1 protein-coding gene is annotated in these 15,859 nt (G+C 55.6%); it reads right to left on the minus strand.

Annotation, left to right across the window (positions count from 1 at the left end):
• On the minus strand, positions 1-15,859 hold a 15,859-nt coding region (locus ACGF63_RS21420), incomplete at both ends, for an amino acid adenylation domain-containing protein (RefSeq protein WP_387633076.1).

Consider the following 15,859-nt stretch of genomic DNA (forward strand, 5'->3'; position numbering starts at 1 on the left):
GTAAATCCTGGTGCTCCTGTGCCGCTAAAGCGGTCTGCCGCACACGCGCCAGCAACTCCGTCACCGTCAGCTCACCGGATAAATCAACACGCAACGCCAGCGTATTGACAAAGAACCCGATCAGCGATTCCACTTCCTGACGACTGCGGCCTGCACTCGGTGTGCCTATCACCACATCGTCCTGACCTGACAGGCGCGACAGGACCACCGCCCAGGCTGACAACAGCGTCATAAATAACGTGACACTGTGCTGCTCACTCAGCCGTTTAAGCGCCGTCGTTAATGCCGGATCCAGGTTAACCGGCACGGCATGCCCGGTAAACGACTGCTCCGACGGACGGGGCCGGTCAGTAGGTAAATCCAGCAGAACCGGGGCGTCAGCCAATATCGCACGCCAATAGTCGGATTGCCGTTGGGTCCGTTCCGCCAGCAACCACTGACGCTGCCAGGCGGCGTAATCCGGGTATTGAATCGCCAGCGGGGGCAGCGGATCCGGTTGCCCGGCCAGAAACGCCGTATAGAGTGCGCTCAGTTCACGTATCAACACATCGACAGACCAGCCATCGGAAACAATGTGATGCTGCGTCAGCAGGAACCAATATTCATCATCGGTGAGCCGGATAAGACCGGCGCGGATCAGCGGGCCACGCTCAAGGTTAAATGATGCGCGCGCTTCCTCGCTGCACAGGCGCTCAAGAACCCTCTCCGCATCCGGGAGCCCACGCAGGTCATGTTGAGGTAGCCGCAAGCCGCTATCCGGTGCCAACAACTGCACTTGTGGCTGCCCCTCAATAGAGACAAAGACAGAGCGTAACGCTTCATGACGGGCAAACAAGGTATCCAGCGCCTTTTGCCAGGCCATGATATCCAGTTGACCACGTAAGCGCAGGGCCATCGGGATATGATAAGTCTCGCTGACCCCCTCAAGCTGTGCCAGGAACCACAGGCGCTGTTGAGCAAATGACAGCGGCAACTCACCCTCACGGGCTATCGGCACGATGGCCGGCAGAACAGGGGCCGGTTGACCAGACCGGGCCTGCATGACCTCGGCAAAAGCCCTTAACGTAGGGGATTTAAACAGAGTTGCCAGCGACAGTTCGACACCGAACGCCGCGACACGGTTCATCACCCGTACCGCCAGCAACGAATGGCCGCCCAGGGCAAAGAAATTGTCATGCCGGCTGATTTGCTCAATCCCCAGGATTTCACACCAAATCGCCGCCAGCGCGATTTCTGTTTCGCCCTGCGGCGCGGCGTAAACCTGACGGGCAACCGCTTCATTGTCCGCTGCCGGCAACGCCTGACGATCCAGCTTGCCGTTCGGGGTTAACGGGAAGGCATCCAGCCGCACAAAGGCCGACGGCACCATATAATCCGGTAAAATGGCACTCAGATAAGTATGCAGGCTATTGACCAGCCCCTCATCCGCGGGTGCCACCACATAAGCCACCAGCCGTTTCTCCTGCCCTTCACCCTGCGCCAATACCGCCGACTCACTCACCGCCGGGTGTTCCACCAGCCGGGCTTCTATTTCCCCCGGTTCAATGCGGAAACCCCGGATCTTAACCTGCTGGTCATTACGGCCCAGGAACGCCAGGTTGCCGTCCGGCAGGTAGCGGGCCAAATCGCCGGTGCGGTACATACGGGCACCCGGATTCTCACTGAACGGATCGATAAGGAAACGGTCCGCCGTCAGGTCAGGGCGATTGAGGTAGCCCCGCGCCACACCCGCGCCCCCGATATAAATTTCCCCCACCACACCCAGCGGCACCGGCTGACCATACCCGTCCAGCAAGTAAAGGCCGGTGTTGGCTATCGGGCGCCCGATACTTTCAATTACCCGGTCACCCCGCTGTATCGATATCCAGGCAGAATAGGTTGTCGTTTCGGAAGGTCCATAGAGATTACATAACCGTTGCACCGGCGTTTCTGCGAAAATCTGTTCAATCAGAGCACTTTTAAGCGGCTCACCCGCCAGATTGACGGTATGGACCGACGCCATCAGCGCCTGAGACTGCAACAACGGTTTCATTGCCGACGGGACTGAGTTAATCAAACTCACCGGCCGGGGATGCCGCATCAATGACAGGACATCCTCGACCAGATGGATCGCCGCACCACAGGATAACGGCATAAAACATTCGAAAATGGACAGGTCGAAATTCATCGACGTTGAGAACAGTGTCTCCCGGAATTCTTCCGCGCCAAAAGCCTGCTGGGCCCAGTGCAGGAAGTTCACCGTATTCCGGTGCTCAATCATCACCCCTTTTGGCACCCCTGTGGAGCCGGAGGTGTAAATCACATACGCCAGGTGCCGGGCAGTCAGCGCAGGGACCTGTGGATTACTATCCGGTTGATCAAGCAAGGTATTCGGGTCGAGCACAGTCAGCGCAGACAACGCTTCCTCGCCCAACACAGTACGACCGGCTTCATCCGCCAGCACCATAGCCGGGGCAGCATCGGTCAAAATATGGGCCAGACGCGCGCCAGGATAAGCCGGATCCAGCGGCACATAAGCCCCACCCGCTTTCATTACCGCCAACAAGCCCACCACCATTGCCGGTGAGCGTGAGACACAAATCGCCACCCGCTGATCCGGTTCTACCCCCAGAGCAATCAGCTGATGGGCCAGCCGGTTGGCGCAGGCATTTAATTCGACATAACTGAGAGTTTGCTCTTCATACACTAACGCTATAGCGTCAGGGTTTTTCTCCACCTGTTGCTCAAACAACTGATGAATACATAACTGATCAGGGTAAACTGTTTCTGTCGCGTTCCAGGTTTTTAACAACAACATCCGCTCCGCTTCCGGCAGGATGTTCAGGGCTCGTACCGGTGTATCCGGGGCTTGCTCAAGCGCCTCCACCAGACTTTCCAATGCCTGCTGCATATAACCGCACAGGCTTGCTGGATCAAACGGCTGCACTACCTGAGCGGTCAGCCCCAAGGATCCACCAAAGTCCTCCACTGACAGCATTAACGGATAGTTGGTCCGCTCTTGTGCGCCCAGAAATTCAATACTGCTTATGATGTCATCCGATGTTGCCGGCAAGGTATTGTGCCGATAATTCAACAGGCTATTAAAGAGTGGAATATCACCCCTCACCCCGCTGCAACGCTGGGCCAGCGCCAGTGACGCGTGCTCATGTTCCAATAGTCCGGCCAGTCGGGTATGGGCAGCCTGCACGCTATCCCGTACCGAAGTTTCATCGATATCCAGCCGCAGCGGCAAGGTATTGATAAACAACCCCATACTGTTGTCTGCCCCTTCCCCCGCCTGCATACGCCCAAACAGCACGGTGCCAAACACCACTTTCTGTTGATCGCTGGTACGCGACAATACCTGGGCCCAGGCCAGATGACACAACGCCGCCAAACTGACGCTCAGATGTCTCGCCTGATGACGCAAACGGTTATTTAGCCCGGCTGGCAACATCCGGTGGGATTCCTCCACCTGCGAGCCATCACGATGCACTTCCGTCAAACCAAACGGCAAGGTGGGTTCATCTACCGTCGCTAACATGTCGGTAAAGAAACGGGTGTGTTCTTCCTGACTGACACCCAACTCTGCCTGCGCCACCAGATTACGGAACGGTGTCGGCGCAGGCAGGCTATCCTCCTGCCCCGTCAGATACGCCTGTACTTCACGGTGCATCACTTCCATCGTTTCATGATCGCCAATCAGGTGATGCTGCAATTCCAATACAATCCAACGGCCATCAGTTTCCTGAGCAATAACAAAACGCAATAGTGGTGCCTGATTCAGGTCAAGACGATGCCGACGCGGATCAAAACGCCGGGTTAACTGGTCACTGACCGGGCCGTCGGCCGGGTTCAGTGTCAGTTCCGTTACCGACAATTGGGCCTGACGCCAGACCACCTGTGCCGGCACTGACAATTCTTGCCAGATAAAAGCAGTACGTAGAATATCGTGCCGATCAACTACCCGCTGAACCGCCGTCAAATAACGATCCAACAGATCCCGGTCAGCAAAGGCCATCTGCCCCATCAACAGATACGGATCCCCTTCGTTTGCCAATAAGTGGTGGAACAAAATACCGTCCTGTAACGGTGACAGTGCATAGATATCCTGGATATTGCCCATCCCGCCCGGCACCTGCCTGACGATGCGGTCAATGTCAGCCTGAGTCAGATCGATCAGCGGCAACATCGCCGGCGTCAGTACCGTCGTATCCAGTGTAATATGGTTGTCAGGCACCTGAATTTCATCATGCTGAACCAAGGACTGTGCCAAAATACAGAGTGTTGGATACTGGAATAGCGTTTTTACCGATACACTCAGGCCGATACGCCGCAATCGATCGATCATGCGCACAGCAAGCAGTGAATGTCCCCCCAAGGCAAAGAAGCTGTCATACCGACTTATCTGCTCAACCCCTAGCAACTCACACCAGACTGCCGCCAGCATCGTTTCCATCTTCCCTTGCGGGGCTTCATAGACCTGACGGGCAAATGCTTCCTCCCCCGGTGCCGGCAACGCCCGGCGATCCAGTTTGCCATTCGGGGTCTGCGGGAAGGTATCCAGCCGCACAAAGGCCGCCGGGATCATATAGTCAGGTAAAACGACGCTCAGGTGTTCACGCAAACGGGCTGCCAACCCCGCCTGCGCTTCCGCTATCACATAGGCAACCAGTCGTTTTCCTTGCCCATCATCCAGCACCAGCACTGCCGCCTCTTGCACTGCCGAGTGTTCCATCAACCGGGTTTCAATTTCCCCCAACTCAACACGGAAGCCCCGAATTTTCACCTGCTGGTCGTTACGGCCCAGGAATTCCAAGTCACCGTCCGGCAGATAGCGGGCCAAATCCCCGGTACGATACATCCGCGCACCGAATACTGGACTAAAGGGATCCGGTATGAAACGTTCAGCGCTCAATTCCGGCTGGTTAAGATAACCCCGTGCTACACCCACTCCGCCAATATACATTTCGCCAATACAGCCTAATGGTACTGGCTGACCGTATCTGTCCAACAGATAAACACAGGTATTTTTAAGTGGTCGGCCTATAGAACTATCATCTGCCGGGGATAAGATATCCTGACAGGTCGCCGTCACGGTATTTTCTGTCGGGCCATAGGCGTTCAACAGCCGGGGCCGGTGGATTTCCCGTGCAAACCAGTCCTGAATGGCGCTCTTTTTCACCGCATCACCACCAATGATAATTAACCGGAGACAATCCGGTAGCGGTAATGCACTGTTGTCTCTGACAATCAGTTCGGACCAAAATAATGTAGGCAGAGACATCACCGTGATACGGTTCTGCCAGGCCAAGGCAATAAATTCCGACATAGAGGCCAGCCAGCGGTCATCACGCATAACCAACGTAGCGCCATTACATAATGTCAAGAAACATTCTTCCACTGAAACGTCAAAAGCAAAGGAAGCAAATTGCAACATCCGATCTTGCGCCGTGACCGCGTAGGTTTCATTAAAGCCCAAGTGACGCTGATACACCGCCTGATGCTCCACCATCACCCCTTTCGGTTGCCCAGTTGAGCCAGAGGTATAGATGACGTAAACCAAGTGCTGTGGCGTCAACGCAGGGACCTGCGGGTTACGGTCCGACTGGTCTGGCAAGGTATTCGGGTCAAGTACCGTTAACCCGCCCAACACCTTATCACCCAATGCTACTCGTCCGGCCGCATCAGCCAACGCCACTGACGGAGTAGTATCATTCAGGATATACGCCAACCGCTCCAACGGATAGGTTGGATCCAACGGCACATAGGCCCCACCAGATTTCATCACTGCCAGCAATGCCACCACCATTGCCGGGGAACGTGACACACAAATCGCCACCCGCTGATCCGGCTCGACCCCCAGAGCAATCAATTGATGGGCCAGCCGGTTGGCGCGGGCATTTAATTCAGCATAACTGAGGATCTGCTCTTCATACACTAACGCCGTGGCCTGCGGGGTTCTTTCCACCTGTTGTTCAAACAACTGATGGAGACATAACGCCTCAGGATAAGGGGTTTCCGTCGCGTTCCAGGTTTCCAGCAACAGCTTGCGCTCCGCCGGTGCCAGGATATCTATCTCCCCGATCCGCTGTTGAGCATGAGCGACCATAGCTTGCAGCACCGTGTGCAGATATCCCACCTGTCGCTCCATTGTCGATTGATCAAACAGAGCGGTGGCATAACTCAACGCACCGACAATCCGGCCCTCCTCTTCTGACAAGCCTAGTTCAAGATCAAACTTGATAATATCAACAGCTTGATCGACCGGTGACACGGCCAGCCCCGGTAGTTGCCAGGCCGTGCTCTCATTGTTCTGCCAGGCAAACATGACCTGGAACAGCGGGGTATGCGCCAGTCGGCGCGGTGGCTGCACGATTTCCACTACCCGCTCAAATGGTAAATCCTGATGTTCCTGTGCCGCTAGAGCGGTCTGCCGTACACGCGCCAATAATTCAGTCACCGTCAGATCACCCGAAACATCCATGCGTAACGCCAGCGTATTGACAAAGCATCCGATCAGCGGCTCCACTTCCTGACGACTGCGGCCTGCACTCGGTGTGCCTATCACCACATCGTCCTGACCTGACAGGCGCGACAGGACCACCGTCCAGGCTGACAACAGCGTCATAAATAACGTGACACCGTGCTGCTCACTCAGCCGTTTAAGCGCCGTCGTTAATGCCGTATCCAAGTTAACCAGCACGGCATTCCCGGCAAACGACTGCTCAGACGGACGAGGCCGATCAGTAGGCAAATCCAGCAAGACCGGCGCGTCAGCCAGCAGAGTACGCCAATAGTCAGATTGAATCTGAACACGTTCCGCTGACAGCCACTGACGCTGCCAAGCAGCATAATCCGGGTATTGAATCGCCAGCGGTGGCAATGGATCCGGTTGCCCGGCCAAAAACGCCGTATAGAGTGCGCTCAGTTCACCTATCAGCACATCGACAGACCAACCATCGGAAATAATGTGATGCTGGGTGAGCAGGAACCCGTATTCGTCATCGGTAAGCCGGATAAGACTGGCGCGGATCAGCGGGCCACGGTCAAGGTCAAATGATGCGCAGGCTTCCTCGGCACACAGGCACTCAAGAACCCCCTGCGCATCCGGGAACCCGCGCAGGTCATGTTGAGATAACAGCAGGCCGCCATCCGGTGCCAACAACCGCACTTGTGGCTGACCCTCAATAGAGACAAAGACAGAACGTAACGCTTCATGGCGAGCAAACAAAGCGTTAAGTGCTTGCTGCCAGGCGACAATATCTAGTGAACCACGCAAACTCAACGCGATCGGGATATGATAAGTCTCACTGACGCCATCAAGTTGAGCAAGGAACCACAAGCGCTGTTGAGCGAATGACAACGGCAACTCACCCTCGCGGGATATCGGCAGGATGGCGGACAATGCTCTGTCTTGCTTATCAAGCCGGGTAGTGATGATCTCCTCAGCAAAGGCAGCCAAAGACGGGGATTTGAACAGCTTGGTCAGCGGCAATTCAACATCGAAAGCGGCCATCCGGTTCATCACCCGTACCGCCAACAGTGAATGCCCCCCCAGGGCAAAGAAATTATCATGCCGGCTGATCTGTTCAATCCCCAGGATTTCACACCAAATCGCCGCCAAGGCGATTTCCGTTTCTCCCTGCGGTGCAGCGTAAACCTGACGGGCAAACGCCTCTTCGTCCGGTACCGGCAGCGCACGACGATCCAGCTTACCGTTCGGGGTTAACGGGAAGGCATCCAGCCGCACAAAGGCCGACGGCACCATGTATTCAGGCAACTGAACGCTCAGATGCTCACGCAGGCGATTAGCCAGCCTCTCATCCGCTGACGCCACCACATAGGCCACCAGCCGTTTATCCGGCCCTTCACCCTGCGCCAATACCACCGATTCACTCACCGCCGGGTGTTCCGCCAACCGGACCTCAATTTCACCCAGCTCAATACGGAATCCGCGGATTTTAACCTGCTCGTCGTTACGGCCCAGGAATTCCAGATCACCGTCCGGCAGATAACGGGCCAAATCCCCGGTACGATACATCCGCGCACCCGCTATCGGGCTAAAGGGATCCGGTATAAAACGCTCCGCGCTCAGTTCCGGTTGGTTAAGATAACCGCGCGCTACCCCGACGCCACCAATATACATTTCACCCATACAGCCTAATGGCACCGGTTGACCATATTGGTCCAGCAGGTAGATGCGGGCATTTTTAGCCGGCCTGCCTATAGAATGCGCATCGGCTGGGGATAATACGTCCTTATAGGTCACCGTCACGACATTTTCAGTCGGACCATAACCGTTCAACAGCCGGGGCCGGTGGCCTTCCTGCCTGAACCAATCCTGAATGGCGTTCTTTTTGACCACCTCACCGCCAATGATGATGAGCCGGAGACAATCCGGCAGCGGTAACCCCGTATCTCTGGCCGCCAGTTCAGACCAGAACAGGGTCGGTAGTGACACCACCGTAATACGATATTGCTGGGTTAAAGCAATAAATTCCGGCATCGAAGCCAGCCAACTGTCATCGCGAAGAACCAGCGTAGCGCCATTGCATAATGACGAGAAAAAATCTTCCACTGAAACATCAAACGCAAAAGCGGAAAATTGCAACAGCCGGTCTTGTGCCGTGACAGCATAGGTATCATTAAAACCCAGATAACGTTGATAAATCGCCTGATGCTCTACCATCACCCCTTTCGGTTGCCCGGTTGAGCCGGAGGTGTAAATCACATACGCCAGATGCCGTGACGTCAACGCCGTGACCTGCGGGTTGCTGTCCGGCTGGTCTGGCCGGGTATTCGGGTCAAGCACTATCAGCCCCGCCAGCGCGGCTTCACCCAACGCCATCCTCCCGGCCGCATCAGCCAAGACCACTGCTGGGGCGGTATCATTCAGGATATACGCCAGACGTTCCCCCGGATAGGTTAAATCCAGCGGCACATAAGCCCCACCGGCTTTCAGTACCGCCAGCAAAGCCACCACCATCGCCGGAGAGCGTTCCACGCAAATCGCCACCCGCTGGTCCGGTGTGACACCCTGCGCAATCAATTGATGGGCCAGCCGGTTGGCGCAGGCATTTAATTCGGCATAACTGAGGGTCTGCTCTTGATACGCCAGTGCCGTCGCCTCCGGAGCCCGCTTCACCTGTTGCTCAAACAACTGGTGAATACATAACGCGTCAGGATACGCGGTTTCCGTGGCATTCCAGGTTTCCAGCAACAACGTGCGTTCCGTTTCCGGCAGGATATTCAACGCCCGTACCGACGTTTCCGGTGCCTGCTCAAGCGCCTCCACCAGACTCTCCAGCGCCTGCTGCATATAACCGCATATTCTGTCCGGATCAAACGGCTGCACCGCACTAGCCGTCAGTCCCAAAGTGGATCCCCCGTCCTCCACCGACAACCCAAAGGGATAGTTAGTGCTCTCCTGCCCGCCCAGGAATTCAATCCCGTCCATCGTTTCATTCAGCGGATCCTGTTGATCATTATGCCGATAGTTCAGCAGGGCACTAAAGAGAGGCGTACCACTGGCAACCCCACTGCAACGCTGGGCCAGCGCCAGTGACGCATGCTCATGCGCCAGCAACCCAGCCAGCCGTAAATGGGCCGCCCGCACGCTGTCCCGTACCGGGGTATCATCGATATCCAGGCGTAACGGCAGAGTATTGATAAACAGCCCCATCCCATTGTCAGCCCCTTCTCCCGCCGCCATGCGCCCAAACAGCACAGTACCAAATACCACTTTCTCCTGACCACTGGTATGTGATAACACCTGTGCCCAGGCCAGATGACACAGCGCCGCCAGACTGACACCCAAATGCCGAGCCTGATAGCGAAGACGGTCATTTAACCCGGTAGTCAGTATCCGGTAGGATTCCCTCTCCTGAGATCCATCATGATGCACGTTCGCCAGCCCAAACGGCAATGTCGGCTCATCCACCTCCGCCAACATGTTAGTAAAGAAGCGGGTATGTTCCTCCTGACTGATACCCAACCGGGCCTGCGCCACCAGATTACGGAACGGCACCGGCGCAGGCAGGCCGTCTTCCTGACCCGTAAGATACGCTTGTACTTCGCGATTCATCACATCCAGCGTGGTATGGTCACCAATCAGGTGATGCAGCAATTCCAGTAAAAACCAGCGGCCATCGGTCTCCTGAACCACGACAAAACGCAGCAGCGGTGCCTGACCCAAATCAATACGATAATGACGGGGATTAAAACGTTGAACCAGTTGATCACCCACCGGCCCATCAGCCGGGTCCAACGTCAATTCAGTGACCGACAACGGTGCCTGACGCCAGACTACCTGCGCTGGCACTGACAATCCTTGCCAGATAAAGGCCGTACGCAGAATATCGTGCCGATCAACCATCTGTTGTACCGCGGCCAAATAACGGTCCAGCAGAGGCCGGTCAGCAAAAGCCATCTGGCTGATCACCAGATACGGATCCCCTTCATTTGCCAATAAGTGGTGGAACAAAATGCCATCCTGCAATGGCGACAGAGCATAGATATCCTGAAGATTAGCCATCCCACCCGGTACTTGCCCGACGATACGGTCAATGTCAGCCTGAGTCAGATCGATCAACGGCAACATCACCGGGGTAAGTGTCGTCGTCGCTGACGTAATGACATTCGGTGGCACCACCACAGCCCGGTGCTGCCTCAACGTTCGAGCCAGTTCAGACAACACCGGCGACTGGAACAGGTCACGCACCGCCAGTGTCAACCCCAGGTTACGTAAGCGTTCAATCATCCGTACCGCGAGCAGTGAATGACCACCCAGAGCAAAAAAGCTGTCATGCCGGCTGACCTGTTCAACCCCCAGTAATTCACGCCAAATAACCGACAGGGCGATTTCTGTTTCGCCTTGCGGTGCCGCGTAAACCTGACGGGCAACGGCTTCACCATCCGGCGCCGGTAGCGCACGACGATCCAGCTTACCGTTCGGGGTCAATGGCAACGCATCCAGACGCACAAAGGCGGACGGCACCATATAGTCAGGTAAAGTTGCACTCAGGTGGGTACGCAGGCTATTCGCCAGCCCCTCATCCACGGGTGCCACCACATAAGCGACCAGACGCTTATCCTGCGCTTCTCCCAACGCCAACACCACCGATTCACGTACCGACGGGTGTTCTATCAGCCGGGCTTCAATTTCCCCCGGTTCAATGCGGAAACCGCGGATTTTCACCTGCTGGTCATTACGGCCCAGGAATTCCAGATTACCGTCCGGCAGGTAACGCGCCAAATCCCCGGTCCGGTATATGCGCGCATCCGGGTTGTCACTGAACGGATCGACCAGGAAACGTTCCACCGTCAATTCTGGCCGGTTCAGATAACCCCGCGCAACACCCGCACCACCAACATATAATTCACCGATTGTCCCCAACGGCACTGGCTGGCCGTATTTATCCAACAGATAGAGCGTTAAATCCGGGATACGCGTACCAATAGGGCTGGTTATCTGCGCCACATCATGAGAACTCAGTTCCCGATAAGTCACATGAACCGTCGTCTCCGTGATACCGTACATATTCACCAACCGGGGCGACGTCTCTTCACGCAGGCGATACCACGGCCGCAACATACCGGGATCAAAAGCTTCTCCCCCAAAGATGATATAACGCAGCTGGTCCGGTAATGGGTTATCGACATAACTGGCAATAAAGGCTTTGAAAGCACTCGGCGTCTGATTCAACACGGTGATACCGTGCTGACACACAAATTGATGCAGCTCCTGAGGTGAACGGACTATCGCGTGTGGCACCAGAACCAGTTTTGCGCCGTAGCGTAAAGCCCCCCACAATTCCCATACCGAGAAATCAAAGGCGATGGAATGCAACAGGCACCAAATATCCTGCCGGTTAAAGTGATACCAGGATTCAGTCGCCTCAAACAAACGCAGGATATTACGATGCTCGACCATCACCCCCTTCGGCATCCCCGTCGAACCCGAGGTGTAAATCACATACGCCAGGTGCCGGGACGTCAGCTCAGGGACCTGCGGGTTAACATCCGGCTGATCCGGCAGGGTATTATTCGGGTCGAGCACGGTCAGCGTAGCCAGCGTTTGCTCGTTCAGCGCATCACGTCCGGGGTTATCCGCCAGCAAAATAGCCGGAGCCGCATCCGTCAGAATATGGGCCAGACGCTCACCAGTATAAACCGGATCTAACGGCACATACGCGCCACCGGCTTTCAGCACCGCCAATACCGCCACCACCATTGCCGGTGAACGTGACACACAAATCGCCACCCGCTGCTCGGGTACTACACCCAATGCAATCAGTTGGTGGGCCAGCCGGTTGGCACGGGCATTTAATTCGGCATAACTGAAGAGCTGATCTTCATACACTAACGCGGGCGCATCAGGGGCTTGCGCCACCTGCTGTTCAAACAATTGATGAATGCATGACTGGTCAGGAGAAGCAGTTTCCGTCACGTTCCAGGTTTTTAACAACAACGTACGCTCCGCTTCCGGCAAAATCTCCAACTGTCGTACCGGCGTTTTCGGAGCTTGTTCCAGTACCTCCACCAAGCTCTCCAGTGCCTGTTGCATATAGTCGCACAGGTTTTTCGGATCAAACGGTTGTACTACCTGAACCGTCAGCCCCAGAGATTCACCACAATCCTCCACCGACAGCACTAACGGATAGTTGGTCCGCTCCTGTGCACCAATAAACTCAATGCCGCTTATCAGCTCATCTGACGGTGCCGACAGGGCATTATGCCGATAATTCAGCAAGCTGCTAAAGAGGGGGATCTCCCCCTGTACACCACTGCAACGCTGGGCCAGCGCCAATGAAGCATGTTCATGTTCCAATAGTCCGGCCAGTCGAGTATGGGCAGCCTGCACACTGTCTCGTACCGGGGTATCATCCATATCCAGCCGCAGCGGCAACGTATTGATAAACAATCCCATACTGCTGTCTGTTCCTTCCCCGGCCTGCATACGCCCAAACAGTACGGTGCCGAACACCACTTGCTCCTGCCCACTGGTACGCGACAACACTTGGGCCCAGGCCAGATGACACAATGCCGCCAAACTGACGCCCAGATGTCGCGCCTGATGACGCAAACGGTTATTTAGCCCGGCTGACAACATCCGGTGAGATTCCGCCACCTGCGAGCCATCACGATGCACTTCCGTCAAACCAAACGGCAATGTCGGTTCATCTACCGCCGCCAACATGTCAGTAAAGAAACGGGTGTGTTCTTCCTGACTGACACCCAGCCGGCCCTGCGCCACCAGATGGCGGAACGGCACCGGCTCAGACAGGCTATCCTGCTGTCCGTCCAGACAAGCTTGTACTTCACGGTTCATTACGTCCAGAGTGGTATGGTCGCCAATCAGGTGATGCAGCAATTGCAGGACAATCCAACGACCATCCATTTCCTGTGCCACCACAAACCGCAACAACGGTGCCTGATTCAGGTCAATACGATAATGACGGGGATCAAAACGTTGCGTTAATTGATCGCAAACCGGCCTGTCAGTTGGATCCAGGGTCAGCTCCATCACTGACAACGTGGCTTGACGCCAAACCACCTGAGCCGGCACAGATAATCCTTGCCAGATAAAAGCGGTCCGCAAGATATCATGACGATCAATCACCTGTTGCACTGCCGCTAAGTAACGGTCTAGCAAGGATCGGTCAGCAAAAGCCATCTGACTGACCACCAGATACGGATCCCCTTCGTTTGCCAGTAAGTGGTGGAACAAAATACCGTCCTGCAATGGCGACAGGGCATAGATATCTTGAATATGGGTCATCCCGCCTGGCACCTGCCTGACGATGCGGTCAATGTCAGCCTGAGTCAGATCGATCAGTGGCAACATTTCCGGGGTGAGTGTCGTCGTCGCTGACGTAATGACATTCGGTGGCACCACCACAGCCCGGTGCTGCCCCAACGTTTGAGCCAGGTCTGATAACACCGGAGACTGAAACAGGTTACGCACTGCCAGCGTCAACCCCAAGTGACGCAAACGTTCAATCATCCGTACCGCAAGCAGAGAATGACCACCCAACGCGAAGAAATTATCATGTCGGCTAACCTGCTCAACGCCCAGCAACTCACACCAAATCGCCGCTAATGTGATTTCCGTATCCCCTTGTGGCGCTTCATAAACCTGACGAGCAAACGCTTCATTATCCGGTGCCGGTAGCGCCCGGCGATCCAGCTTACCGTTCGGGGTCAACGGAAGTGCATCCAGCCGCACAAAGGCCGTTGGTACCATATAGTCAGGTAAAGTTGTACTCAGGTGGGTACGCAGACTATTCGCCAGCCCCTCATCCACGGGTGCCACCACATAAGCGACCAGACGCTTATCCTGCGCATCCCCTAACGCCAACACGGCAGATTCACGCACCGCTGGGTGCTCTGCCAACCGGGCTTCAATTTCCCCCGGTTCAATACGGAAACCCCGGATCTTAACCTGCTGGTCGTTACGGCCGACAAACACTAAATCCCCTTCCGGCAGATAACGGGCCAAATCCCCGGTACGGTACATGCGCGCATCCGGTTTATCACTGAACGGGTCAACCAGGAAACGTTCCGCCGTCAGCTCAGGGCGATTCAGATAACCCCGCGCCACACCCGCGCCGCCAATATACAATTCACCGATTGTCCCCAACGGCACCGGTTGACCGTATTTATCCAACAGGTAGAGCGTCAAATCGGGAATACGTGTACCGATAGGGCTGGTTATCTGTGCCACATCATGAGAACTCAGTTCCCGATAAGTCACATGAACCGTCGTCTCCGTGATACCGTACATATTCACCAACCGGGGCGACGTCTCTCCATGCAGGTGATACCACGGCCGCAACATCCCCGGATCGAGGGCTTCTCCCCCAAAGATGATATAACGCAACTGGTCCGGTAATGGGTTGTCGACATAACTGGCAATAAAGGCTTTGAAAGCACTCGGCGTCTGATTCAACACGGTGATACCGTGCTGACACACAAATTGATGCAGCTCCTGAGGTGAACGGGCGATCGCGTGTGGCACCAGAACCAGTTTTGCGCCGTAGCGTAAAGCCCCCCACAATTCCCATACCGAGAAATCAAAGGCGATGGAATGCAACAGGCACCAAATATCCTGCCGGTTAAAGTGATACCAGGATTCAGTCGCCTCAAACAAACGCAGGATATTACGATGCTCGACCATCACCCCCTTCGGCGTCCCCGTCGATCCAGAGGTGTAAATCACATACGCCAGGTGCCGGGCAGTTAGCGCCGGTACCTGCGGGTTACTATCCGGCTGTTCAGGCAGGGTATTCGGGTCAAACACAGTCAGCGCAGCCAACGTTTTCTCATCCAGCGCAGCACGTCCGGCCTTATCTGCCAGCAAAATAGCCGGAGCCGCATCGGTCAGAATATGAGTCAGACGCTCCCCAGTATAGACCGGATCCAGTGGCACATAGGCACCACCGGCTTTCAGCACTGCCAGTACCGCCACTACCATTGCCGGCGAACGTGAGACGCAAATCGCCACTCGCTGCTCCGGCACCACACCCAGTGCAATCAACTGATGGGCCAGCCGGTTAGCGCGAGCATTTAATTCGGCATAGCTGAAGGTTTGCTCTTCATACACTAATGCTATCGCATCCGGATTTTTCTCCACCTGTTGTTCAAACAACTGATGGATGCATAACTGGTCAGGGTAAACTGTTTCTGTCGCGTTCCAGGTTTCCAATAACAACCTGCGCTCCGCCAGCGCCAGGATATCAATTTCCCCGATCCGCTGTTGAGCATGAGCGACCATCTCTTGCAACACCGCGTGCAGATATCCCACCTGCCGCTCTATCGTCGAGTGATCAAACAGGGCGGTGGCATAACTCAACGCACCGACAATCCGCCCCTTCTC

Origin of the sequence: Photorhabdus sp. RM322S (genome assembly GCF_042879395.1) — a bacterium.
In the GTDB taxonomy this organism is placed as follows: Bacteria; Pseudomonadota; Gammaproteobacteria; order Enterobacterales; family Enterobacteriaceae; genus Photorhabdus; species Photorhabdus khanii.